This window comes from Rugamonas rivuli, assembly GCF_009380165.1.
GTDB classification, from domain to species: domain Bacteria; phylum Pseudomonadota; class Gammaproteobacteria; order Burkholderiales; family Burkholderiaceae_D; genus Rugamonas; species Rugamonas rivuli.
Window position 1 is genome coordinate 753,028 of record NZ_WHUF01000003.1, and the last position, 23,830, is coordinate 776,857.

20 protein-coding genes are annotated in these 23,830 nt (G+C 64.8%); 15 read left to right on the forward strand and 5 right to left on the reverse strand.

Annotated elements, in window-relative coordinates; genetic code table 11:
* Positions 1-340 precede the first annotated feature (340 nt).
* The 5 genes from GEV01_RS13710 to rpoH all read left to right on the forward strand — a co-directional run bounded on the left by GEV01_RS13710 (position 341) and on the right by rpoH (position 5,193).
* Positions 341-1,285 (forward strand): MerR family transcriptional regulator, encoded by a 945-nt coding sequence (locus GEV01_RS13710; RefSeq protein ID WP_152805103.1) that lies wholly within the window; start codon positions 341-343, stop codon positions 1,283-1,285.
* Between the two features lie 118 nt (positions 1,286-1,403).
* Positions 1,404-2,438 carry a signal recognition particle-docking protein FtsY gene (ftsY, locus tag GEV01_RS13715; RefSeq protein ID WP_152805105.1) on the forward strand — a complete coding sequence of 345 codons (1,035 nt, stop codon included), beginning with the start codon at positions 1,404-1,406 and terminating at the stop codon, positions 2,436-2,438.
* 9 nt (positions 2,439-2,447) lie between these two features.
* Positions 2,448-3,104, forward strand: coding sequence for a cell division ATP-binding protein FtsE (locus GEV01_RS13720; protein WP_152805108.1), 657 nt, complete (start codon positions 2,448-2,450; stop codon positions 3,102-3,104).
* Positions 3,101-4,021, forward strand: coding sequence for a permease-like cell division protein FtsX (ftsX, locus tag GEV01_RS13725; RefSeq protein ID WP_152805110.1), 921 nt, complete (start codon positions 3,101-3,103; stop codon positions 4,019-4,021). The genes GEV01_RS13720 and ftsX overlap by 4 nt, the downstream gene beginning before the upstream one ends.
* A gap of 272 nt (positions 4,022-4,293) precedes the next feature.
* On the forward strand, positions 4,294-5,193 hold the full coding sequence (rpoH, locus tag GEV01_RS13730; RefSeq protein WP_008445389.1) for an RNA polymerase sigma factor RpoH: 900 nt from the start codon (positions 4,294-4,296) through the stop codon (positions 5,191-5,193).
* Between the two features lie 55 nt (positions 5,194-5,248).
* On the opposite strand, the gene GEV01_RS13735 is transcribed toward rpoH, so the two are convergent.
* The gene (locus GEV01_RS13735) at positions 5,249-5,512 is read right to left on the reverse strand and encodes a hypothetical protein (protein WP_152805112.1); all 264 of its coding nucleotides are present in this window, start codon (positions 5,510-5,512) and stop codon (positions 5,249-5,251) included.
* Between the two features lie 143 nt (positions 5,513-5,655).
* On the opposite strand from GEV01_RS13735, the gene GEV01_RS13740 reads away from it, so the two are divergent.
* Positions 5,656-6,153, forward strand: a complete 498-nt coding sequence (locus GEV01_RS13740; protein ID WP_152805114.1) for a hypothetical protein — start codon at positions 5,656-5,658, stop codon at positions 6,151-6,153.
* A 19-nt stretch (positions 6,154-6,172) separates the two neighbouring features.
* Entirely contained in the window at positions 6,173-7,933 is a 1,761-nt protein-coding gene (gene ggt, locus GEV01_RS13745; RefSeq protein WP_152805116.1) for a gamma-glutamyltransferase, read from the forward strand.
* Positions 7,934-7,935: 2 nt separating this feature from the next.
* Here the strand turns inward: ggt and GEV01_RS13750 are convergent, their stop codons facing one another.
* Together GEV01_RS13750 and GEV01_RS13755 are read right to left on the reverse strand one after the other, a co-directional pair.
* Positions 7,936-8,169: a hypothetical protein gene (locus GEV01_RS13750; protein ID WP_152805118.1), complete on the reverse strand. Its 234-nt coding sequence runs from the start codon at positions 8,167-8,169 to the stop codon at positions 7,936-7,938.
* Between the two features lie 73 nt (positions 8,170-8,242).
* Positions 8,243-9,358, reverse strand: coding sequence for a cytochrome P450 family protein (locus tag GEV01_RS13755; protein ID WP_152805120.1), 1,116 nt, complete (start codon positions 9,356-9,358; stop codon positions 8,243-8,245).
* Positions 9,359-9,480: 122 nt separating this feature from the next.
* Between GEV01_RS13755 and lepB the strand changes: the two genes are divergently transcribed.
* The 5 genes from lepB (at position 9,481) to GEV01_RS13780 (ending at position 15,551) form a co-directional block, all read left to right on the forward strand.
* The gene (lepB, locus tag GEV01_RS13760) at positions 9,481-10,164 is read left to right on the forward strand and encodes a signal peptidase I (protein ID WP_152805122.1); all 684 of its coding nucleotides are present in this window, start codon (positions 9,481-9,483) and stop codon (positions 10,162-10,164) included.
* 67 nt (positions 10,165-10,231) lie between these two features.
* Positions 10,232-10,972 carry an ABC transporter ATP-binding protein gene (locus tag GEV01_RS13765; protein ID WP_152805123.1) on the forward strand — a complete coding sequence of 247 codons (741 nt, stop codon included), beginning with the start codon at positions 10,232-10,234 and terminating at the stop codon, positions 10,970-10,972.
* Entirely contained in the window at positions 10,969-13,353 is a 2,385-nt protein-coding gene (locus GEV01_RS13770; protein ID WP_152805125.1) for a CPBP family intramembrane glutamic endopeptidase, read from the forward strand. The genes GEV01_RS13765 and GEV01_RS13770 overlap by 4 nt, the downstream gene beginning before the upstream one ends.
* A gap of 100 nt (positions 13,354-13,453) precedes the next feature.
* Positions 13,454-14,524 carry a DJ-1/PfpI family protein gene (locus GEV01_RS13775; protein WP_152805127.1) on the forward strand — a complete coding sequence of 357 codons (1,071 nt, stop codon included), beginning with the start codon at positions 13,454-13,456 and terminating at the stop codon, positions 14,522-14,524.
* Between the two features lie 22 nt (positions 14,525-14,546).
* Positions 14,547-15,551 (forward strand): GlxA family transcriptional regulator, encoded by a 1,005-nt coding sequence (locus tag GEV01_RS13780; protein WP_152805129.1) that lies wholly within the window; start codon positions 14,547-14,549, stop codon positions 15,549-15,551.
* On the opposite strand, the gene GEV01_RS13785 is transcribed toward GEV01_RS13780, so the two are convergent.
* Together GEV01_RS13785 and garD are read right to left on the reverse strand one after the other, a co-directional pair.
* Complete coding sequence (locus GEV01_RS13785) at positions 15,536-16,345, reverse strand: NAD-dependent epimerase/dehydratase family protein (protein WP_152805131.1); 810 nt, start codon at positions 16,343-16,345, stop codon at positions 15,536-15,538. The two genes, GEV01_RS13780 and GEV01_RS13785, sit on opposite strands and share 16 nt — an antisense overlap.
* 19 nt (positions 16,346-16,364) lie before the next feature.
* On the reverse strand, positions 16,365-17,927 hold the full coding sequence (gene garD / locus GEV01_RS13790) for a galactarate dehydratase (RefSeq protein ID WP_152805133.1): 1,563 nt from the start codon (positions 17,925-17,927) through the stop codon (positions 16,365-16,367).
* A gap of 282 nt (positions 17,928-18,209) precedes the next feature.
* Here garD and GEV01_RS13795 point away from each other — a divergent pair, with 282 nt between their 5' ends.
* The 3 genes from GEV01_RS13795 to GEV01_RS13805 all read left to right on the forward strand — a co-directional run bounded on the left by GEV01_RS13795 (position 18,210) and on the right by GEV01_RS13805 (position 23,779).
* A complete protein-coding gene (locus tag GEV01_RS13795; RefSeq protein ID WP_070267173.1) occupies positions 18,210-18,953 on the forward strand; it encodes a FadR/GntR family transcriptional regulator in 744 nt (247 codons plus the stop codon).
* Between the two features lie 216 nt (positions 18,954-19,169).
* Positions 19,170-21,893 (forward strand): TonB-dependent receptor plug domain-containing protein, encoded by a 2,724-nt coding sequence (locus GEV01_RS13800; RefSeq protein WP_152805135.1) that lies wholly within the window; start codon positions 19,170-19,172, stop codon positions 21,891-21,893.
* Positions 21,894-21,904: 11 nt separating this feature from the next.
* Positions 21,905-23,779 carry a glycoside hydrolase family 28 protein gene (locus GEV01_RS13805; protein ID WP_152805136.1) on the forward strand — a complete coding sequence of 625 codons (1,875 nt, stop codon included), beginning with the start codon at positions 21,905-21,907 and terminating at the stop codon, positions 23,777-23,779.
* Positions 23,780-23,830: the final 51 nt, after the last annotated feature.

Below are 23,830 nucleotides of genomic sequence, written 5' to 3' on the forward strand. Positions count from 1 at the left end.
TTGATCCAGAGCAATCCAGCGCCCCCGCCGCCCCGGAATTTGCGCTGCCTACAACAGCCGCCCGATATTTTTTTCACGGCGACAAATTATTTTGTCCAGGACATCGGTGGGGCAAAACCGATATTCAGTTCATTAGTTCTGGATGTCAACTGTGTGTCGTGGACAAGCTCTTTTCTATGGCTTGCGCGAGGCAAAACACAATGGAGACGCGATACTTTCGGGCGCAAATCGAATGTAAAATGCAGGTCGCGTTGTCACGGCCCGGCCGCCAGCGCACTGTGCACCCGGACCCTGTGCCAACCCTTGCGACTGTCAAAAAAATGGCGGCCGCGTATGCCTGATGACTACTAAAGTTTCCTCACAAACAGTTCCGAGCACGATCAGCGACGTTGAGCGCGACACCGGCGTCGCCAAGGAAACCCTGCGCGTGTGGGAACGGCGTTACGACTTTCCCCAGCCCCTGCGCGACCCCAACGGCGAACGCGTCTATCCGATCGAGCAAGTGCACAAGCTGCGCCTGGTCAAGCGCTTGATCGACCTGGGCTACCGTCCCGGCAAGGTGATCCAGTACAGCACCGACGAGCTGCGCGCCCTCACCGGCCAGGCCGCCGTCAGCCAGCACGGCGCCACCGTGCCGCCGCCGGAGCTGCAAAGCTATCTGGACCTGTGCAAGAGCCACCAGATGGAAGCGCTGCGCCGCAAGCTGTCGCAGGCGCTGCTGATGATGGGCCTGAAGAGTTTCGTGATCGAGCTGGTGGCGCCGCTGACCAGCCTGATCGGCGAAGCCTGGGCCGGCGGCTCCCTCGCCACGTTCGAAGAACACTTATATACCGAGTCGCTGACGGTGGTGATGCGCAGCGCCATCTTCGCCATGCCGCAGGCCAACGCCAGCAACCTGGGCGCACCGCGCATCATGCTGACCACGCTGCCGCAGGAACGCCACGGCCTGGGCCTGCTGATGGCCGAAGCGATGTGCGTGGCCGAGGGCGCGCACTGCATCTCGCTGGGCGTGCAGACGCCGCTGCTCGACATCGTCGAGGCGGCGCGCGTGCAGCGGGTCGACATCATCGCCCTGTCCTTCTCGGTGGCGATGAACGCCCGCCAGGCGCTCGACGGCCTGACCGAGCTGCACACCCGCCTCGGCGGCGGCGTCGAACTGTGGGCCGGCGGCGGCAACGCCGCGCTGCGCCGCCGGCGCCCATCCCATGTGCGGGTGTATGCGCTGTCCGACATCAGCGGCGCCATCGCCGAATGGCGCTTGCGCCACGCCGCCGCCGCCGGCTGAAATCTTGTCATTCCGGTAGCATAAAGAGGCCGCCGCGCCGCGCTCTGGTAAAATACCCGCATTTCCCCGTGTCCGGCGCTGCCGGACATCAGCTTGAAGCGCCCCCAACCACATATCCATGTTTAGTTTCTTCAAGAAAAAACCCGTCGCCCCCGAAGTGCCAGTGGCGCCCGCGCCAGCCGCGGCACCAGTCCCGTCCCCAGCAGCCGTAGCGTCCGACCTGCCCGATCTGCTGCCCATCGAGGAACCCGCGCCCAAACTGTCGTGGATGTCGCGCCTGAAGGCCGGCCTGTCCAAGACGTCGAGCAACCTGTCCATCCTGTTCGTCGGCGCCAAGATCGACGACGCGCTCTATGAAGAGCTGGAAGCGGCGCTGCTGATGTCCGACGCCGGCATCGACGCCACCGAATACCTGCTCGATGCGCTGAAACAAAAGGTCAAGGACGACAAGCTGCTCGACGCCGCCGCCGTCAAGGCCGCGCTCAAGCTGCTGATGATCGAGCTGCTGACGCCGCTGCAACGCCCGTTCGAGCTGGGCCGCCACCAGCCGACCGTGATGATGATCGCCGGCGTCAACGGCGCCGGCAAGACCACCACCATCGGCAAGCTGGCCAAGCACATGCAGTCGCACGGCCAGTCCGTGCTGCTGGCCGCCGGCGACACCTTCCGCGCCGCCGCCCGCGAACAGCTGATGGTCTGGGGCCAGCGCAACAACATCACCGTCATCTCGCAAGCGTCGGGCGACCCGGCTGCGGTGTCCTTCGACGCCGTCCAGTCCGGCAAGGCCAAGGGCCTGGACGTGGTGATGATCGACACCGCCGGCCGCCTGCCGACCCAGCTGCACCTGATGGAAGAGCTGAAAAAGATCAAGCGCGTGATCGGCAAGGGCCTCGACGGCGCGCCGCACGAAACGCTGCTGGTCATCGACGGCAACACCGGCCAGAATGCGCTGGCCCAGGTCAAGGCCTTCGACGACGCCCTGCAGCTGACCGGCCTGGTGATCACCAAGCTGGACGGCACCGCCAAGGGCGGCGTGCTGGCCGCCATCGCCCGCGTGCGTCCGGTGCCGGTCTACTTCATCGGCATCGGCGAGAAGATCGAAGACCTGCAACCCTTCGTCGCCGCCGAGTTCGTCGACGCCCTGCTGGGATAAGCCCTCTCCATGATCGAATTCCGTAACGTCTCGAAACACTATGGAGCCGACACCACGGCGCTGCGCGATATCTCGCTGACCGTCGCCAAGGGCGAGCTGGTGTTCCTGGCCGGCCCTTCGGGCGCGGGCAAGTCCACGCTGCTGAAGATGATCGCCGCCATGGAGCGCCCCAGCGCCGGCCAGGTCATCGTCAACGGCCAGGACATCGCCCGCATCAAGCCGGCCGCCGTGCCCTTCCTGCGCCGCAACCTCGGCCTGATCTTCCAGCAGCAGCGCCTGCTGACCGACCGTTCCATCCTGGCCAACGTCATGCTGCCGCTGCTGGTGACGGGCGCCTCGCGCGCCCAGGCCGAGCAGCGCGCCCGCGCCGCGCTCGACAAGGTCGGCCTGCTCGAACGCGCCGACGCCCAGCCGCTGGCCCTGTCCGGCGGCGAGCAGCAGCGGGTATCGATCGCGCGCGCCATCGTCAACCGGCCGCAGGTGATCCTGGCCGACGAACCCACCGCCAACCTCGACCGCGCCAGCGCCGACAAGGTGCTCGACGCGCTCAAGGCCTTCCACTCGGTCGGCGTCACCTGCCTGATTTCCAGCCACGACGAGCAGATGCTGGACGCCGCCGCGCGCGTGATCCACCTCAAGCAAGGTCAACTGGAGGTAGCGGCATGACGCTCTGGTTCCGCCAACACCGTTACGCGCTGGCCGCGGCCCTGGTGCACCTGCGCCGCTCGCCGGCCGGCTTTTTGTTCAACATATTGGTCGTGGCGATCGCGCTGGCCCTGCCGTTCGCCGGCCTGACCCTGCTCGACAATGTGCGGCCCATGTCGGAGCAGCTGTCGGTCGATCCCGAAATCAGCATCTTCCTCAAGCAGGACACCCCGCGCGAGCAGGCCGAGGCGCTGGCCGTGTCGCTGCGCCAGACGGTGCGTGACAAGCAGGCCAAGATCGTCTTCACCCCGCGTGAAAAGGCGCTCGACCAGCTCAAGGACAAGAGCGGCCTGGCCGACGTGCTGACCACGCTGGGCGAAAACCCGCTGCCCGACAGCTATGTGCTCAAGCTCGACGCCTTCCGCAACGCCCAGGCCGGCGGCGACGTCGACCAGCTGGCCGAACAGATCCGCGCCCTGCCCGGCGTCGACACGGTGCAGGTCGATTCGGCCTGGGTCAAGCGCCTGGCGGCCCTGCTCAACGTGCTGCGCCTGGCTCTGCTGCTGCTGGCGGCCACGCTGGGCACGGTGGTGGTGGCGGTGATCTTCAACACCATCCGCCTGCAGGTGATGACCCAGCGCGAGGAAATCCTGGTATCCAAGCTGATTGGCGCCACCGACAGCTTCATCCACCGCCCCTTCTACTACACCGGCGCGCTGCTGGGCCTGTGCGCGGGCGGCGTGGCGCTGGGCGCGGTGTCGCTGGCGCTGCAGCCGCTCAACCTCGCGATTGCCGAATTCGCAAGATTGTATGCCTCCGAATTCCAGCTGGCGCCGCTTCCGCCGCTGGCCATGGGCGGCCTGCTGGCCCTGTCCGCCGGCCTCGGCCTCATCGGCGCCCTGCTGTCCGTGCAGCGCCACCTGTCCCGCCTGAACTGATCCCCCGCGTTTCCGTGTGGTCCCGCACGGAAACGCCCTTCCCGCCCGTCTACCATTAAGTCAGCCCTAAGCTCCGGCGCGCATGCTTGATATAACAGAAGACATGATGCTTAAAAACCTCATAGTATTTTTACTATCGCGGCGATAAATATCCAGCGATTGGCACTCATCGAAGGAGAGTGCTAATATATGTGTACTGAAGAGCAAAACAGTTCTCTACAGAAATTCTGAAACATTGAGACTAAGCAATATCATCGAGCGAAGGAATGAAAATGACTATGATGTCCGCACCGACCGCATTGGTACCAGCCACCAATAGCGCCCTGGGACTCGGGTTCACTGGCAACCTGGGCAACCTGGACGCCTACATTTCGGCCGTCAACCGCCTGCCGATGTTGACGCACGACGATGAAGTCTCGCTGGCCAAGCGCCTGCAGGAAAAGAACGACCTGGGCGCCGCCCAGGAGCTGGTGCTGTCGCACCTGCGCCTGGTGGTATCGATCGCGCGCGGCTATCTGGGCTACGGCCTGCCGCACGCCGACCTGATCCAGGAAGGCAATATCGGCCTGATGAAAGCCGTCAAGCGCTTCGACCCCGACCAGGGCGTGCGCCTGGTGTCGTACGCCATGCACTGGATCAAGGCCGAGATGCATGAGTACATCCTGAAGAACTGGCGCCTGGTCAAAGTGGCCACCACCAAGGCCCAGCGCAAGCTGTTCTTCAACCTGCGCAGCCACAAGACCGGCCTGGACGCGATGACGCCGACGCAAATTGACAGCCTGGCCAAGCTGCTGGACGTCAAGCGCGAAGAAGTGATCGAGATGGAAACCCGCCTGAGCGGCCGCGACATCGCGCTGGAATCGCCGAATGACGACGAAGACGACAAGTTCGCACCGATCGCCTACCTGTCGTCCGAAGCCAGCGAGCCGACCCGCGTGCTGGAAGCGGAGCAAGTGACGCGTCTGCAATCGGAAGGTCTGGAAGAAGCGCTGGGCAAGCTGGACGCCCGTTCGCGCCGCATCGTCGAAGCCCGCTGGCTGGCCAATGACGACGGCTCCGGCGCCACGCTGCACACGCTGGCGGAAGAATTCGGCGTCTCCGCCGAGCGCATTCGCCAGATCGAAGTCGCCGCGCTGAAGAAAATGAAGGGCGCATTGGCCGCTTACGTATAAGCCACCGTGGGTTAAAGAAAAGCCGCCCGGTTTGCACCGTGCGGCTTTTTTTGTTTTACGTTGCCAGGCTCTGCGCCAGCAACTCGCCGACCAGCTGGTTCAGGTCGATTTCGCGTTCCTTGGCCTTGGCATGCAGCTGCTGCACCAGGTCGCCGTTCAGCTTGACCGCGAACGGCACCAGCCCCAGCGCCTGGTCGCGCTTGCGCTGTTCACGCTTGTCGACCACTTCGGCCACCTTGCCGAAACTGGCGGCGCCAGGGGCGGACATCTGGCCCATCAATTTTTTAGCGTCGCTTTTCGCCATGCCGGTCTTTTTCATTTTGTTCGATCAATGTGATTCAGGGCCCCCATTCTACGGCACGCAACCATAAGTTTGACGTGGCGCGGTAAATCCGCGTTTCGTGCGACGCCACAGTGATCTTTTTGCTAAGCTTGCCGTCTACTTCGAAGGAAGAGGTAATTATGAAAACCACCCTACTGCGGCAACTGATCATCCTGCCGCTGCTGATCGCGGCCATGGCCTTGCTGCATGCCTGCGGCTCCGCATCCGCCGTCGGCCGCGCCGGCGCCGCACCGGCGCAACAAGCTTTCGCGCAGGACTACGTGCTGACCCAGGGCGCCAGCGTCGCCATCACGCCCGCCGCCACGCCCGGCATCAGCGGCTCCACCGCCAGCGCGCCCAGCCTCAAGCTGGAGCGCGTCAACGACAGCCGATGCCGCACCGGCGCCGTCTGCGTCTGGGCCGGCTACATCAGCTACAGCTTCGCGCTGACGGCCGCCGACGGTAGCACCAGCAACTTCGTGCTGTCGGACAGCATGCCCAACGCCAGTCCCAGCGTCACGCAAAACGGCCTGACGTTCACGCTGACCGGGGTCGAACCACAGGCAGTCCCTGCCAAGAATGAAGCCGCGCCGGATTATCGGGTAAGCTTGAGGGTGAGCAACGCACCTTCATCCTAACCCGAGACCCCGCGCCCACATGACCCAGCTCCGCCGCCCCGCCCGCACCGTCCTCGTCTCCACCATCATCGTCACGCTGCTGTTGCCATCGGCGGCCTGGGCCAAGACCCCGGTCGCCACGGGCAGCGGCGGCGCCGTCGCCACCATCAGTGAGCCGGCCTCGCAGGCGGCGCTGGCCATCCTCAACCAGGGCGGCAACGCCATCGACGCCGCCGTCGCGGCGGCGGCAACGCTGGGCGTGACCGATCCGTTCAGCTGCGGCATCGGCGGTGGCGGCTTCATGGTCATCTACCTGGCCAAGGACAAGCGCGTCATCACCATCGACCACCGCGAAACCGCGCCGGCCAACTTCACGCCCACCGTGTTCCAGCAGGACGGCAAGGAGATGAACTTCGATACCGTGCTCGCCAGCGGCATGGCGGTCGGCGTGCCCGGCACCGTGCGCGGCTGGCATGAAGCGCTGGACCGCTACGGCTCGATGTCGTTCAAGCAGGTGCTGGCGCCGGCCATCCGCGTGGCCGCCAACGGCTTCACCGTCAACGACAATTTCTCGCACCTGGTCGAAGGCAACCTCGACAAGTTCAAGCTGTTCCCCGACACGGCCGCGCTGTACCTGAAGAACGGCAACGCCATCGCTCCCGGTACCGTGCTGCGCAACCCAGGCCTGGCCAAGGCTTACCGCGAACTGGCGGCAGGCGGCGTCAAGGTTTTCTATGAAGGCAAGATAGGCCGCGCCGTGGTCGACGCCGTCAACCAGCCCAAGGTCGCCAGCGGCGTGCAAGTGCGCGCCGGCCAGATGACCATGGCCGACCTGTCCAACTACGAAGCGCGCCTGCGCCAGCCGGTGCACAGCACTTATCGCGGCTACGATTTGTACGGCATGCCCCTGCCGAGCAGCGGCGGCATCGCCATCGCCGAAGCGCTGAACATCCTCGAAGGCTACGACCTCAAGGCCATGCCGAAAGAAAAGGCCGAACACCTGTACCTGGAAGCGAGCCGCCTGGCCTTCGCCGACCGCAACGCCTACCTGGCCGATCCCGAATTCGTCGAAGCGCCGGTGGCCGGCCTGCTGAACAAGGACTACGCCGCCCGCCGCCGCGAGCTGATCAACCCGAACCAGGCCAGCGTGCAGGCGCCGGCCGGCGATCCGTATCCCTTCCAGAACGACCTCAGCGTGCCGCTGCGTCCCAACGCCAACAAGCTGCTGGCCGAAGGCGCACACACCACCCACCTGACGGTATCGGACAAGGACGGCAACATCGTCGCCTACACCTACACCATCGAAGCCTGGGGCGGCAGCGGCATCGTCGTGCCCGGCTACGGCTTCCTGCTGAACAACGAGATGACCGACTTCGACTTCTCAGGTCCCGCGCCCAACGTGCCGGAAGCGGGCAAGCGTCCGCGCAGCAGCATGTCGCCGACGCTGGCCTTCAAGAACGGCAAGCCGGCCTTCTCGATCGGCAGTCCCGGCGGCGGCACCATCATCACCACCGTGCTGCAGACCATCTTCAACTACGTCGACCTGGGCATGAGCATGCCGGATGCGCTGAACGCGCCGCGCCTGTCAGAACGCAACGGCATGGCCACCGACGTCGAGCCTGGCTTCGCCGGCAGCAGCCAGGCCAAGGCGCTGGAGAAGACCGGCCAGCACTGGAACAAGCCGGAAGAAATCGGCGCCGCCAACGCGCTGGTGTTCAACCCGGACGGCACCGTCACCGCCGTCAGCGAAGGCCACCGCCACGGCGCCGGCAGCGCGCTGGTGCAGAAGCCGGCGCACTAGCGTCACGGGAAGGTCAGGTCCATACCGAGCATCCTGATCAGGACGAAGGTGACGAGCCCCAGGCCCAGCAGCGATAGCACGAAGGCAGCGGCCACCTGGCCGCCGGCGCGCAGCACCGCGCGCTTTTCCTTCGTCTTCCGCCCTTGATCGTAATGCCACTTGATGGCGAAGAACATGCCCGTGCCAAGCACGAGAAACTTGAACGTCACGAAGACTACAGGGATCCATTCCATCATTTTGAGTATTTCCTGGCTATTTTCAGCAGGCATACTACTTAAAAGCAAATTCCATACATCGGGACAAATTGTCTCAGCTGAAGACCGGTATGCGGGCGTTGAGTGAACGGCGATACGTCCAGTTCAATGTCCGCACCGCCAGTTCGGCCATCAATGCCTCGATCGCACCGGTGGCAAACGCGCAGGCCAGCGCCTGCCCCGGGCATGCGTGCACGCCATGTCCGAAGCCGAATTCACGGCCCTGGCCGCGCGGATCGCGATTGGCCGCCGCCAGCACCAGCAATATCGTTTGCCCCGCCAGCACTGGCACGCCGCCGATCTCGCAGTCGCTCGCCACGAAGCGGCGCGTGTTCTGGATCGGCGGATCGAGACGGCTGACCGCCTGCACCAGCGCGGCCGCATCCTCCACGCCGCTGCGCTCCTCCTCCGGCTGACGCGCCAGCGTCAGCACGCTGTTGCCGATCAGGCCAGCGGTGGCTTCGTAAGTCTGCGACAGCAGGCCGACCAGATTAGCGAGTAAAGCGTGCGACTCGTTCCAACCCACCGCCTCCGCCTCGGCGACCACCTGCGCCAGCAAACTGCCCGGCACAGCAGACGATGACGCCTCGCGCATCAGCGCCTTGAAGCTGGCCAGCAGCGCCTGCGCCGCCGCATGCGCGCGCTCGATCTGCGCCGCATCGCTGTACGGCGACAGGCAGGCCACGAACTCGCCCATCCACGCCGACACCGCAGGCAACTGGTGATCCGCAAACCCCAGCAGGCTCGCCATCGCCGACACCGGCACTTCAAACATCCACGATGCCAGCCCATCGTCGCGCCACAAGCGCCGGCCGATCTGCGCCGCGCGCTGCCGCGCGGCCTGCGCGCTCACGCCGGCCAGCGCCCGCTGCAACGCCAGCTTGGGTTGCGCATGACGCTCACCGTCGTTCATGCGCACCAGCGCGCCGAACACCTGCCCCGCCGCGCCGCCCGCAATCGCCGCAGGCACCGGCTCGGCCGCCGGCCGCACGCGGCACTCCGGATGCCGCATCACCGCCATCACATCGTCGGCGCCGGCGGCGATCCACAGCCCGAGCCCTGCATCGAACTGCAGTCCTTGCCGCGCCAGCAAACCGTCGTAATATGGATAAGGGTTGGCATGCGTGACCGCATCCAACGCGTTTTTTGGGGGAGTGTAAGAGGTCGTCATGTGACCAGAATGCCACCAATTCCCGCGCGATAGTTAGGCCTGCGCCGAAGTAAGGCCGCGGCTAAGCCATGTTTAAGAATCGGACAACAAACTGAATCATCGATACCACTGCGGGGAACGCAATGAAAAACTGGGCACGCGCCAACAAAGGCTTCTTACTCTTCCTGATGCTGTTCGGGATCTTCCGCACCGCCATCGCCGACTGGAATCCGATACCATCCGCATCCATGCACCCCAACCTGCTGGAAGGCGACGTGGTGTTCGTCAACCGCCTGGCCTACAACGTCAAGGTACCGCTGACCGACGTCGTCATCGGCACCACCGGCGAGCCGCAGCGCGGCGACATCGTCACCTTCTCCTCGCCCAAGGACGGCACGCGCCTGATCAAGCGCGTGATCGCACTGCCGGGCGACCGCGTCGAGATGCGCAACGAACGCCTGGTCATCAACGGCCAGCCGGCCGGCTACGCCACGCTCGGCCGCGGCACCGAAACCGTCAAGGGCCTGGGCGACCTGGCCGCCCTGCACATCGGCGAAACCATCGCCGACGCCCGCGCCCACAGCATCCAGCTGATGCCGGAGGTGCAGGCTCGCCGCGATTTCGCGCCCGTCACCGTGCCCGCAGGGCAGTACATGATGTTGGGCGATAACCGCGACAACAGCGAAGACTCGCGCTACATCGGCCTGGTGCCGCGCGCGCTGCTGATCGGCCGCGCCGAGCGCGTGCTGGCCTCGGCCGACATCACCGGCAACTGGCATCCGCGCACCGAACGCTTCGGCATGAGCCTCTACCAACCCACGCCGTAAGCCCTCCCCGCCGCATCCCGGCGATGCTATGATGAATATAGATTCTCATAACATTGTCGGGAAAAACATGATTGAATTCCAGGGACTGTCCAAAGTCTACGGCGGCTTCGATGCCGTCAAACCCCTGAACCTGACCGTCAAGCGCGGCGAAGTCTTCGGCTTCCTCGGCCCCAATGGCGCCGGCAAGACCACCACCATCCGCATGATGATGGGCATCCTGGTGCCCAGCGCCGGCCAGGTCCGCATCGACGGCCTCGATTGCCACACCGAGCCGGCCGAAGTCAAACGCCGCGTCGGCTACCTGCCCGACACGCCCATCTTCTACGACTACCTGCGCGGCCGCGAGATCCTGCAATTCGTCGCCGAGATGCACGGCTATTCGCGCGCCGAAGCGGCCGAGCGCGGCGCGCGCCTGCTGGCCGAATTCGGCTTGCAGGAAGCGGCCGAAGACTACGCCGTCAACTACTCGCTGGGCATGAAGAAGCGCCTCGGCCTGGCCTGCGCGCTGATCCACGATCCGGTGGTGCTGATCCTCGATGAACCGATCAACGGCCTCGATCCGCGCGCCTCGCGCGACGTGCAGGAGCGCCTGCTGGCGGCGGCCGCGCGCGGCGTCACCATCTTCGTCTCCACCCACCTGCTGGACATGGCGGAAAAGCTGTGCGACCGGGTCGGCATCATCCACCACGGCCAGCTGGTAGCCACCGGCACGCTCGACGAAATCCGCGCCGAAGCCTCGGCCAGCGGTTCGCTGGAGGACGTGTTCCTGAAGATCACCGACGAAGCCGCAGCGGAGCCCAGCGCATGACGCAGCAAGCCACGCAACCGCTGACGCAAGGGCGCGCCATCTGGCTGATGATGAAGATGCGCCTGACCCGCCAGCGCAACATGGTCGCCAACCACCTGTTCAGCAAGTTCCGCAAGAAGCAGGGACGCAACGGCATCGGCAAAAAGAGCAGCCTGTGGGTGCTGACCCTGGTGATGGTCGTGTTCATGCTGTTCACCTTCTTCAACGTGTCGCGCAACGTGGTGCTCAACATGGATTGCAGCCTGTCCGCCCACAGCGCCTGCCACGTGGTCGGCAAAGAAGGCGAACGCTTTGACGACCTGGAACGGGCCGCCGCCGAACTGCACGCCGCACCCTTCCGCCCCGAGCTGGCGCGCGGCCTGACGATGGTGGTGACGCTGCTGTTCGGGATCGCCGTCCTGCTCCCGCTGGGCAGCAAGGAACTGGCGCAGCCCGATTGGGACATGGAATGGCTGGTGACGATGCCGGTCGAACGCTCCACGCTGTTGTGGGGCCGCCTGCTGGAACGCAGCGCCGCCAACTTCAGCGGCATGTTCGCGCTGCTGCCGCCGCTCGCCGTCATCGGCTGGTACTCGGGCCTGGGGTGGTACGCGCCGCTGGCGGCACTGCTGGCCATGGCCCTGCTGCTGCCGCTGGCCGCGCTGCTGCACACGCTGGCCGACACCGGATTGCGCATGTGGCTACCCGCATCCCAGCTGCGCAACCTGCAGGCCATCACCGGCTTGTTCAGCATGCCCCTGATCTACTTCATCATGGCGCTCGGCATGCCCGGCGCCAGCGGCTTCGTGATGGACCTGGCGCGCGGCTTCCCCGCCTGGACAGCATGGACGCCACCGGGCGTGGTGCTGCAAGCGATGCAAGCGCCCGACCTGGGCGCGGCAGTGCTGATGGTCGCCATCCTGCTGCTGGAAACCGCTGTGCTGATGTGGGCCGGCGTGGCGCTGATGCGTTACCAGCTGCGCCACGGCGTGGTCAACTCCGGCGCGCGCGAAAGCGTGCGGCGCAAACAACCTGCCGCCGCCGATGCCACCGCAAGCGTCGGACTGCGCGCACGCCTGGCCAACGCGCTGTCGCCGATCAAGCGCCGCGAGCTGCGGCTGCTGAGCCGCGACCGCAACTTCCTCGTGCAGACGCTGTTGCTGCCGGTGGTGATCGTGGTCAGCCAGATGATCTTCAACGGTAAGCTGAACAGCTTCGCGGAGCTGGGCCAGCACCACACCACCACCGCCGCCATCGCCTTCGGTATCGGCGTCTACGTGCTGATGCTGTCGGCCTTCCAGACGCTGAACAACGAAGGCCAGGTCCTGTGGCTGCTGTACACCGTGCCGCGCTCGATCGAAAGCGTATTGAAGGAAAAGGCCCAGCTATGGGGCGCGCTGACGATGATCTATCCGCTGGTCGTCATCGGCATCAGCGCCTGGTACACCACGCACTTCGAATGGCGCATGCTGGCGCTGCTGCTGATCGTCTTCGCCGGCATCCCGATCTACTCGGTGATCGCCGTCTCGCTCGGCGTGTTCGCCTGCGACCCGCAGGCGGTCGAAGCGCGCGCCCGCGTGCGGCCGACCTACGTCTACCTCTACATGCTGCTGGCCAGCTTCTACACCTGGTCGATCTATAGCAACGTGTGGTCGCAAAAACTGGTGGTGATGGTGCTGGTCGCATCGATGGCGCTGGCGCTGTGGCAGAAGGCGCGCGACGCCCTGCCCTACCTGCTCGACCCGGCCGCCGCACCGCCGCCGCGCGTCTCCACCGCCGACGGCCTGATCGCCGCCACCGCCTTCTTCATCATGCAGGGCCTGATCGCGCTGCTGATCATGCAAGGAACGGACACCCCGACGCTCAAGGCCGCGACCATGGCCTTCGCCGGCGCCGGCCTGCTGGTGTATGTGCTGATACGCTTCGTCTACTGGCGCAACAAGACCAGCGGCGTGCCGGCCATGCTGCGCGGCGGCGATATCGCGGCGACGCTGCGCTACGGCGCGCTGGCCGCCGCCATCGCCTGCGCCGTTGGGCTGGCGTACATGGCCGGCCTTCAGCACACATCCGTTTGGCCGGAGATCGCCAAGCAGATGTCCGCATCGACCGGCTCGCGCGGCTGGCTGATGGCCCTGGCCGTGCTGGCGGCGCCGCTGTGCGAAGAGTTCATCTTCCGTGGCCTGATCTACGGCGGCCTGCGCCGCTCCATGCCCGCGCTGCCCGCCATGGCGATGAGCGCCGCCATCTTCGCCGTCGTGCACCCGCCGCTGTCGATACTGCCGGTCTTCGTGCTTGGCCTGTGCACCGCCTGGACCTATGAGCGCAGCAAAACCCTGCTCGGCCCGATGCTGGTGCATGCAGTGTACAACGCCGTCATCCTGTCCTGGCAGTTCTGGCGCTGAGATAAAAACCGGCGTGGCAGGAATTGACTGTTTTATGTCATCCTGCCACGCTGCGCAGCTCCGATAATCCCTGCCATCTCCATTCGACAGGGCTGACGCGATGCGCAAACTGATCTACCTTCTTTTACTGGTCGGCCACCTGGCCACAGCGGGCGAAGTGCCCGCCTACCAGGACCGCTTCGGCCGCGCCATGCCGGTGGTCGCCGTCGTCGGAGAAAATAGCGGCACCGAACTGACCGACTTCGTCATCCCCTACGGCGTGCTGGCCCGCTCCGGCGCGGTGCAGCTGCTGAGCGTCACCACCAAGGCCGGCCCGCTGTCCATGCGCCCGACGCTGACGCTGCAAGCCGACGCCACCACGGCCGAATTCGACCAACGCTATCCGCAAGGCGCCGATTACGTGATCGTCCCGGCCGTCAGCCGGCCAGCCGACACCACCCTGGTCGCATGGGTCGCCGCGCAAGGCGCGAAAGGCGCCACCGTCGTCAGCATCTGCGACGGCGCGCTGGTGGTTGCCAACGCGGGCCTGTTCAAAGGCCGCCGCGCCACCGGGCACTGGGCCACCGAGTCCTACCGCAAGGAGCACTACCCGGACACGCAGTGGATCAGCAACACCCGCTACGTCGCCGACGGCAAAGTCATCTCCAGCGCCGGCGTCAGCGCCTCCATGCCCATCACGCTGGCACTGGTGGAAGCCATCGCCGGCCGTGAGCGTGCCAACGATGTCGCCCGACAGGTCGGCGCCGACGGCTGGAGCACGGAGCACGACAGCGACATCTTCCGCCCGCGCCTGGGCACCAACCTGAGCGCCTACATCGCCGGCTACACCAATCATTGGTTCCACTCGGTCGACAACCTGGGCGTGACCGTGGCGCCTGGCGTGGATGAGATCACGCTGGCCTACACCGCCGACGCCTGGTCGCGCTCCAAGCGCAGCAAGGTCTACACCGTGGCCGCCAGCGCCGAGCCGCTGCGCACCCGCTCCGGCCTGACCATCGTGCCGGACCGCGTGCAGGGCGCCGCCGACGTCCCCGAACTGCTGCCGCCCGTCGCAGAAGCCACGCTGCCCAACAAGGCGCTGGATATCGCCCTGGCAGGCGTTGCGCAGCGCTACGGCCAAAACACCGCCAAGCTGGTCGCGCTGGAATTCGAGTATCCTTCCTACCACTGAAGCCCATACCGCGATTACCGCCATGTCATCGAAACAAACCCTGCGCGTCGTGCTGCTCGCCTATGACGACATGAACCTGCTGGACCTGAGCGGCCCTTTGCAGGCGCTCGTCACGGCCAGCAAACGCCACAGCGGCAACGGCCCCGCGCTGTATGAAACCATCGTCGCCTCGGCCGACGGCGGCCTGATTAGCACCAGCGCAGGCCTGCCGGTAATGACGGTCGCCATCGCCACGCTGGAAGGCCTGGCCATCGACACGCTGATCGCGGTGGGCGGCTGCAAGGGCCAGGAGTATTACGCGCCGCCGGCGCTGGTGGACTGGATAGTCCGCCAGACGCCCAAGGTACGCCGCCTGTGCTCCGTCTGCACTGGCGCCTTCCTGCTTGCCGCCGCCGGGCAACTGGACGGCAAGCGCGTCGCCACGCATTGGGAATGGGTGGAGCGCCTGCACAAGCTGCATCCGAATATCGACATCGACGCCGACAAAATCTTCATCAAGGATGGTTCGATCTGGACATCGGCCGGCGTCAGCGCCGGCATCGACCTGACGCTGGCGCTGATCGAAGAAGACTACGGCCATCACGTCGCCATCGAAACCGCACGCCAGCTGGTGATGTTCATCAAGCGCACCGGCGGCCAATCGCAATTCAGCGTGCCGCTGGCGGCGCAGGCGCAGCAAGGCGGCCGCTTCGACGAGCTGCACGCGTGGGTGGCGGCCAACCTGCGCGAAACGTTGACGGTGGAGCGGCTGGCCGAACAAGCAGGCATGACGCCGCGCACCTTCGCCCGCAGCTACGCCGCGCAACTGGGGCGCACGCCGGCAAGAATGGTGGAAGCGATGCGGCTGGAGGCCGCATGCAGCGCACTGGAAAAAACCGCGCTGCCGCTGAAGACCATCGCGGCCAACACCGGCTATGTGGAAGAGCAGAACCTGCGGCGCGTATTCCAGCGCCAGCTGGGCGTGAGCCCCGGGCAGTACCGCAGCCGCTTCTCCGGCCACGGCACCGCCGTTCAGTCTTTGTACTGAGGCCCGGACATCAGGAATCCGCCGCCCTGGTAAATGGTGGCGACGTCGTCTTTCGGCGGATAGGCACCGCTCTCCGGGAAGTTCGCCGCAAACTGCGCCGAACTGTCCTTAGGCTTGAAGCCCAGATGCGCGGCCTTGCTGTTATCCCACCAGCTGCCCGGATTGGCCGAAGCGCCGAACAAAATCGTATGGCCCACGCGCGGCGTGAACAGCGCGCAGCGCAAGGACTCCACCAGGTCGTCGTAGCTGAACCACGTCACCAGCATGCGCGGATTGACCGGTTCAGGGAACGAAGAGCCGATGCGCAGGCACACCGTCTCGATGCCGGTGCGGTCGTAGTAGTAGCGCGACAGCGACTCGCCGAAGCACTTGCTCACGCCGTACAGGCTGTCCGGCCGCATCGGGCTGTCGGCGTCGATGTAATCCGTGGTCTTGTAGTAGCCGATGGTGTGGTTCGAACTGGCGAACACCACGCGCTTGACGCCGTGCTTGTGCGCCGCCTCATACAGGTTGTAGGTACCGGCGATATTGGCAGCCATGATGTTCTCGAACGTATTCTCGGTCGAGATGCCGCCGAAGTGCAGCACCGCATCCACACCCTCCAGCAGCTTGAATACGGCGGCCTTGTCGGCCAGGTCACACTGGACGACTTCCTCACCCTCGCACGCCGCACCCATGTCGCCGATATCGGACAAGCGCACCACATCGGCCCAAGGCTGGATGCGCTCGCGCAGGATTTTACCCAGGCCGCCGGCAGCGCCGGTCAGCAGTAATCGTTTAAATGGTTTAGTCATTTTTCTGTCTCGGTTTTTATCAAGTCACCGGCGCCGGGTTAAACAGCACCAGTGCGTTATGCAGTTTCCATTTCTCCGCCCAGGTACGGCGTCCGCTGGCGACATCCAGCAGCAGCTGGAACATCTCCCAGCCCACGTCCGCGATCGTCGCGTCGCCGCTGGCGATGCGGCCGGCGTTGATGTCCATCAGATCGTGCCAGCGCTCGGCCAGTTCGTTGCGCGTGGCGACCTTGATGACCGGTACCTCGGCCAGGCCATACGGCGTGCCGCGCCCGGTGGTGAAGACGTGCAGGTTCATGCCCGCCGCCACCTGCAACGTGCCGCAAATGAAATCGCTGGCCGGCGTGGCTGCGTAGATCAGGCCTTTCTGCGTCAGCTTCTCGCCCGGCGATAGCACGCCGGAAATCGGGCTGCTGCCGGATTTGACGATGGAGCCCATCGCCTTCTCGACGATGTTCGACAAGCCGCCCTTCTTGTTGCCCGGCGTGGTGTTGGCGCTGCGGTCTACGCCGCCGCGCTTGAGGTAATTGTCGTACCACTCCATCTCGCGGATCATCGCTTCCGCCACTTCCGGCGTGGCCGCGCGCGAAGTCAGTTGATCGATCCCGTCGCGCACTTCGGTCACTTCGGAGAACATCACCGTGGCGCCGGCGCGCACCAGCAGATCGGTGGCATAGCCCACGGCTGGATTGGCGGTGACACCGGAGAAGGCATCGCTGCCGCCGCACTGCACGCCCACCACCAGTTCGGAAGCGGGTACGGTTTCGCGGCGGCGCTTATTCAGCGCGGCCAGGTTGATCTCCGCCTGCTTCATGATCGAAGCTATCATCGACATGAAGCCCACATGGCCCGCATCCTGCAAACACACCAGCGCAGGATCGGCGCCGCCACCGTTCTGGATCGGAATCGAGCCTTTGGGGAACAGGCGTGCCGGCTGCAGCTTCTCGCAACCGAGGCTGACCACCATGGCCTGTCCGCCGAAATTCGGATTCAGGCTGATATTGCGCAGCGTACGGATCGGCACCATCGCGCCCGGCGCATCGATCGCCACGCCGCAGCCGTAGGTGTGCTCCAGCCCCACCACGTCGTCGACGTTCGGATACTTCGGCAGCAGCTCGTCCTTGATGCGCTTGACCGCGAACTCCACCACACCCGCCACGCACTGCACGGTGGTGGTGATGGCCAGGATGTTGCGCGTGCCGACGCTACCATCGGGATTGCGGAAGCCTTCAAACGTATAGCCTTCCAGCGGCTCGGCCGGCGGCGGCAGGTTGGTCGATATCGGCAGGTTGACCAATTCGCGCGCAGCCGGCATCTCCACCTGCGGTTCGGCGACCCAGCTGCCGGCGGCGATGTCGCACGCCGCGTAGCCGATGGTGACGTTGTAGCGACGCACCGGATCGCCCTTGGCGATATCGCACAGCGCCACCTTGTGGCCTTGCGGGACAGCCTCCAGCAGCGCCAGGCCGCTGGCGAAGACCGCGCCGGCCGGCAGCCCGCCGTCGTTGACGACTATGGCGACGTTATCGTTGTCGTGCATGAGGATGTAGCGCGGCGTCCCTGTGATCGTCGGTGTCGGCATGTGTGTTCCCTGTCTTCCTGTTCCGGGATCGGCGTCCCGGCGAACGTTGTTTTTTCGCGTTTTTTTGTGCACTGCAAAGTGGTCAGGCCACTTCCCGACTGGCCGGACAACCACAGTTTGTGGCCGTGGCACCACAGGCTGAAACGGCTTGTTTGCGGGGCTACAGCCCTGTAAACTCCCTCTTCCCGCAGCTGCATGACGATTTTAGTATGACAGCTAAAAATTAATTTGGCTAGTCCACATTGCGTATTTGGTCTGACCACCTTAGAATGGCCTGACCAGATGGCGATATTGACGCCACCCTACGAATACGAGACACAGATGCTGAAAAAGACTTCCGCCCCTGCCGATAGCACCGCCCACGAACCGCGCTTGTACCGCGTGGTGGCAGACCGTATCCAGGAACTGATACGCGAAGAGAAGATCGCCGGCGGCGAGCGCTTGCCGTCCGAGCGCGATCTGGCCACCAAGTTGAGCGTCAGCCGCGCCTCGCTGCGCGAAGCGCTGATCGCGCTGGAACTGGGCGGCGTGATCGAAGTGCGCGGCGGCTCCGGCGTCTACGTCAGCGAAGTGCCGGAACCATCGGCTGCCGATCTGCCGGAAGCAGGCCCCGGCCCGTTCGAGGTGCTGTCCGCACGTCGCCTGATCGAATCCGAAATCGCCGCCATCGCCGCCCGCGTCGCCACCGACGGCGCCATTGATGCCATCCTCAAGGCCGTCGTCGAGATGGAACAGAACCACGACAATTATTCAAGCAACGAGCAGGCCGACCGCAACTTCCACCTCGCCATAGCCCGCGCCACCGGCAACAGCGCGCTGGTGGGATCGCTGAACTACCTGTGGGACCAGCGCGGCCGCCTGTGGCACAAACTCAAGGAACACTTCCAGACCGAGGAACTGCGTCAGGAAACGCTGAAGGACCACCGCCGCATCCTGGAGGCGATCGCCGCCCACGATCCGGCGGCGGCGCGCAAAGCCATGCGCGCCCACCTGGAACGCGTGACCCGCACCTTTTCGCGCGGTTAAGGATTTAAACAGCAGTACGCAGCACCGTAGCACCGCAGGACTGGCCTCGATGCCAGTCCGCGAACAAAGCAATAAGTTATCGACCGTACTGGACCTCGGCCTGCCTGCATGGCGGCCCTCGTCTCAACGGCACGGAGCACGCGAGGTGCTCCACTCACGTCCAGTGCTTTACCAGCACGGCGCATAACTTTATTCAAAAAGACGAAGGAGACTAGCATGAACACGTCCGATCACTCGGTCCAGAACCGTTACGCCCAACCCCGCCTGCTGCTGTCGGCCATCACCGTGGCCGTGCTCACGCTGGCCAACCAGGCGGCCGCACAACAGAGCGGAGAAGCGGCAATGACCCGCGTCGAAGTGACCGGGTCCAGCATCAAGCGCCTGGCCACCGAAGCCTCGCTGCCGGTCAGCACCGTCAAGGCCGAGGACTTCATCAAGCAGGGCATCACCACGCTGGCCGACATCATGATGTCGCTGCCGCAGTCCGCATCGCTGGCGCCGTCCAATGCCGGCTCGGGCACCAACATCAACCTGCGCGGCCTGGGCGTGAACCGCACCCTGGTGCTGCTGAACGGCCGCCGCATGGCCAACGAAGCCATCGCCGACGGCTACGCCAACCTGGACGTGATTCCGATGAGCGCCCTGTCCCGCGTCGAGATCCTGCGCGACGGCGCTTCGTCGATCTACGGATCCGATGCGATCGGCGGCGTGGTCAACTTCATCACCAAGACCTCCTTCGAAGGCCTGTCGCTGACCGGCCAGGAAGTACAACCGCAGAAGCACGGCGGCGGCGACGAACAGCGCGCCAGCATCACCTGGGGCAAGGGCAACCTGGAACGCGACGGCTGGAGCTTCTACGGCACCATCGACGCCCACCAGCGCACCCGCCTGGCCGCAAAAGACCGCGCCGACCTGAGTTCCGCCGACCTGTTGACCAGCATCGGCCGTCCGCCAACGCTGGGCACCGGCGGCAATGCCACGCCGGCCAACTTCACCACTTCCACCAACAAGACCGCGCAGAACCCATACGGCGCAAGCGGTTGTCTGGCGCCCTACTCCATCGTCGGCCAGAAGGGTACCTGTATCCTCGACAACAACGAGTACGGCACCGCGCTGTACGCCAACCAGCAGGTCACGTTCTACGCCCGCGCCGCCAAGAAGATCAGCGAAGACCACGTCGTCACCGTCGACTACTCGCGCGGCGAGGAATTCATCCTTGGCACCAAGAACCCGACCAACGCGCTGGCCGTCAACGGCGTCAGCGCCACGCTGCCTTCCACCAGCAAATGGTATCCGGGTAAAAGCGGCGGCGTACCTGCAGTCGCTGGCCTGAACAACGCACCGCTGATCCTGACCTGGGCCGTGGCCGACCTGGGCCTGGCCACCACCAAGGACGTGCAGTTGAACCAGCGCCTGGCCATCAGCGACGAAGGCACGCTGGCCGGCTGGGACTACAAGGCCGGCCTGGTGATCGGCGTTTCGAAACGCGACAATTACTACTACTCCGGCTACGTCAAAGGCCAGGGCCTGCTGGACGGCCTGAAAAGCGGCACGCTCAATCCATTCGGCCTGCAGGATGCCGACGGCAAGGCCTACCTCGACACCATCAAGGTCGACGGCGCCAAGAACCGCACCTCCAAATCCACCTTCACCGGCGTCGACCTGACCGCCAGCCGCTCGCTGATGGAACTGGAAGGCGGCTCGATGGCGCTGGCACTGGGCGCGGACTTCCACCGCGACACCACCGAAGACACCAAGCTGCCGATCAGCGCCGAAGTCACGTACGCCAGCGCGACGCCGTCGCACGGAGAAGGCGCGCGCAATGTCGCCGCGCTGTTCGCGGAATTGAATATCCCGGTCACCAAGAAGCTGGAACTGAACGTCGCCGTGCGTGACGACCATTTCAGCGACTTCGGCAACACCATCAATCCCAAGGTCAGCTTCCGCTACGAGCCGTCCAAGCAGCTGATGTTCCGTGGTTCGGCCAACACCGGCTTCCGCGCACCGACACTGTTCGACCGCTACGGCTACCGCCTGGCCGGCGCCACCGGCCTGACCTCGGCCAAGTGGGATGATCCTGTGCTCTGCCCTGGCGGCACGCCAGGCGTGGCCGGCACCGGCAAAGCGCTGCCAGGCCTGGTCGCATCGACCGTCTGCAATACCACGCTGCCGAAGCAGACCGGCTCCAACGCCGCGCTGGTGCCGGAAAAATCGAAAGGCTTCACGCTGGGTACCGTGTTCGAGCCGACCAAGTCGTCGATGGTATCGATCGACTACTGGAACATCAAGATGACCGACATGCTGGCGAATCTGCCGGAGCAGGTCTACTTCCTCGATCCGGTCAAGTACGCATCCTTCTTCGTGCGTAACGCCGACGGCACCATCAACTACATCAAGAACACCACGATGAACCTGGGCGGCCAAAAGGCGGCCGGTGTCGACGTCTCCGCATCGTACGCCTTCCCGCGCACGTCCGTCGGCGACTTCAAGGTATCCATCGACGGCACCTACCTGACCCAGTTCGACAACCAGCTGGACAAAGGCAGCCCGTACGTATCGAACATCGGCCAGTTCGGCCTGGCCAGCAACGGCACTACGTCCAGCTTCCCTATCATCACCTACCGCTGGAAGCACACGCTGAAACTGAACTGGGCCGCCGGCAACTGGAACACCCAGCTGACCCAGAACTACAACTCCAAGTACACCGACCAGAACCTGGTGGCGCAGCAGTACTGGCGCAACATCAACTCGTACAAGGTATGGAACTGGACCACGACCTACAACGGTTTCAAGAACACCCAGGTCACGGCCGGCATCACCAATCTGTTCAACGTGAACCCGCCAGTCACCAACAGCAGCCTGTATAGCTTCGGTTATCTGAGCAGCGCCGCCAGCCCGATCGGCCGCGCCTTCAACGTCCGCGCCACCTACACCTTCTGATGAGAGCAAAGATGCATACAGTCGAACAGAAAGGCGGGGGCTTCGGCCGCCGCCGCTTCCTGCAAGCCCTGTCGGCCGCCGGCGTCGCCGGCGCCACCGTCCCGGCAGCGCTGGCGGCCAACGCCAAGGCGGCCGATCCGTGGAAGGAAGCGCAGGCCATCATCGACCGCTTCAAGAAGCCGTTGAAGTTCCGCGACCAGGACTTCGTGGTGACGGCCTTCGGCGCCGCCACCTGCGAGGTCAAGCCGGTGACGGCGTGGACCTCGTTCACCGAATCGGACACGCTGCAAACCCCGGTGGCAGGTTCGCACGACTGCTACCCGGCGATAGCGGCGGCCATCGCGGCCTGCCACAAAGCCGGCGGCGGCCGCGTGGTGATCCCGGCCGGGAACTGGCTGTGCGCCGGCCCTATCGTGCTGCTGTCGAACGTGAACGTGCACCTGAAGGCCGGCGCCCACGTCTACTTCAGCAACAACCCGGCGGACTACGCCAAGTACGGCGCCTACGACTGCGGCAAGAACGGCAAGCTGTCGATCACGCGTTGGGAAGGCAACGACCTGCTGAACTACTCGTCGATGGTGTACGCACACGGCCAGGACAACATCGCCCTGACCGGCGAGGACTGGACCAGCATCCTGGACGGCCAGGCCGGCGTGGCCTTCGACGGCGATCCCGATTGCTGGTGGTCGTGGAAGGGCCGCGAGAAGCCGAATTGGGCCGGCGACATCGCCGCCGGCGCGGGCAACTACGTCAAGCACACCAAGGGCAAGACCGAAGTGCACGTCAATCCGGTCAACCCGACCTCGCTGCGCGAGATCGCGCCGCACCTGAGCGAAGCGGAAGCCCTGTTCATACAAGGCCCCAACGACAAGTGGCGCACCGACTCCTACTTCCTGCGTTCGCTGGCGGAAGCCCGCGTGCCGGTGGAGAAGCGCATCTTCGGCGTCGGCCACTACCTGCGTCCGCACATGGTGCAGTTCATCAGCTGCACCAACGTGCTGTTCGAAGGCTACCAGACCACCAACACGCCGTTCTGGCAGCACAATCCGGTCAACTGCCACAACATGCATGTGAAGCGTATCTATGCCAACAGCATGGGGCCGAACAGCGATGGCTTCGATCCTGAGTCGTGCACCAATGTGCTGATCGAGGACTGCCACTTCAACACCGGCGACGACTGCATCGCCATCGATTCGGGCAAGGGTCCGGACATCCAGTTCGGCCCCGCGAAGAACATCGTGATCCAGAACTGCAAAATGCAGAGCGGCCACGGCGCGCTCACGCTGGGTAGCATCATGTCCGGCGGGATCGAGAACATCTACGCGCAGAACCTGGTGTTCGAGAACAGCTACTGGAAGACCGATCCGCTGAACATCGCGATCCGCCTGAAGACCAATATGAGCCGTGGCGGCTACCTGCGCAATATGCATGTGCGTAACGTGCATATCCCGAACGGCATCCGCACCACGCCGGCCTTCTATTCCACGCTGCCTGGTTCGCTGATCCCGACCAAGTCGGTGGCCACGTCGGCGGGCGGCATCATCACCATCGACTGCGGCTACGATCCGATCAACGACAACGTGCGTATCCGTCCGCCGAGCGTCAGCCACGTGCGGATCTCAAACGTCACCTGCGCCAACGTCGAGACCAAGGCGGGCAGCTACTCCTGCTACCAGGCCATCGTGATCCTGGGGCCGGTGGCCTCGGACTACAACGGCCCGGGCAAGCCGGTGGTGCTGCCGGTGTCCGACATCGAAGTCAGCGACTGCGATCTGGGCACGCCGGTCAATGCGGACAAGCCTCTGTATCTCTACAACGTCAAGGGCTTGAAGCTGAAGAACGTCAAGATCGCCGGCAAGGCTGTCACTCAGAGTTTCTCCGCCTGAGTTCAGGCGCCGGACCGCGATGCGGCCGGCGCTTTTTTTTCGGATACCGTC

Bases quoted from the DNA above. Each gene is read 5' to 3' on its own strand.
- GEV01_RS13740 (WP_152805114.1), top strand. From the start codon at position 5,656: ATGAAAACCACCCTACTGCGGCAACTGATCATCCTGCCGCTGCTGATC.
- garD (WP_152805133.1), bottom strand. From the start codon at position 17,927: ATGCCGACACCGACGATCACAGGGACGCCGCGCTACATCCTCATGCAC.
- GEV01_RS13755 (WP_152805120.1), bottom strand. From the start codon at position 9,358: ATGACGACCTCTTACACTCCCCCAAAAAACGCGTTGGATGCGGTCACG.
- GEV01_RS13795 (WP_070267173.1), top strand. From the start codon at position 18,210: ATGGCGATATTGACGCCACCCTACGAATACGAGACACAGATGCTGAAA.
- GEV01_RS13805 (WP_152805136.1), top strand. From the start codon at position 21,905: ATGCATACAGTCGAACAGAAAGGCGGGGGCTTCGGCCGCCGCCGCTTC.
- GEV01_RS13735 (WP_152805112.1), bottom strand. From the start codon at position 5,512: ATGAAAAAGACCGGCATGGCGAAAAGCGACGCTAAAAAATTGATGGGC.
- GEV01_RS13720 (WP_152805108.1), top strand. From the start codon at position 2,448: ATGATCGAATTCCGTAACGTCTCGAAACACTATGGAGCCGACACCACG.
- GEV01_RS13750 (WP_152805118.1), bottom strand. From the start codon at position 8,169: ATGATGGAATGGATCCCTGTAGTCTTCGTGACGTTCAAGTTTCTCGTG.
- rpoH (WP_008445389.1), top strand. From the start codon at position 4,294: ATGACTATGATGTCCGCACCGACCGCATTGGTACCAGCCACCAATAGC.
- GEV01_RS13780 (WP_152805129.1), top strand. From the start codon at position 14,547: ATGTCATCGAAACAAACCCTGCGCGTCGTGCTGCTCGCCTATGACGAC.
- ggt (WP_152805116.1), top strand. From the start codon at position 6,173: ATGACCCAGCTCCGCCGCCCCGCCCGCACCGTCCTCGTCTCCACCATC.
- GEV01_RS13765 (WP_152805123.1), top strand. From the start codon at position 10,232: ATGATTGAATTCCAGGGACTGTCCAAAGTCTACGGCGGCTTCGATGCC.
- ftsY (WP_152805105.1), top strand. From the start codon at position 1,404: ATGTTTAGTTTCTTCAAGAAAAAACCCGTCGCCCCCGAAGTGCCAGTG.
- GEV01_RS13775 (WP_152805127.1), top strand. From the start codon at position 13,454: ATGCGCAAACTGATCTACCTTCTTTTACTGGTCGGCCACCTGGCCACA.
- GEV01_RS13710 (WP_152805103.1), top strand. From the start codon at position 341: ATGACTACTAAAGTTTCCTCACAAACAGTTCCGAGCACGATCAGCGAC.
- ftsX (WP_152805110.1), top strand. From the start codon at position 3,101: ATGACGCTCTGGTTCCGCCAACACCGTTACGCGCTGGCCGCGGCCCTG.
- GEV01_RS13785 (WP_152805131.1), bottom strand. From the start codon at position 16,345: ATGACTAAACCATTTAAACGATTACTGCTGACCGGCGCTGCCGGCGGC.
- GEV01_RS13800 (WP_152805135.1), top strand. From the start codon at position 19,170: ATGAACACGTCCGATCACTCGGTCCAGAACCGTTACGCCCAACCCCGC.
- GEV01_RS13770 (WP_152805125.1), top strand. From the start codon at position 10,969: ATGACGCAGCAAGCCACGCAACCGCTGACGCAAGGGCGCGCCATCTGG.
- lepB (WP_152805122.1), top strand. From the start codon at position 9,481: ATGAAAAACTGGGCACGCGCCAACAAAGGCTTCTTACTCTTCCTGATG.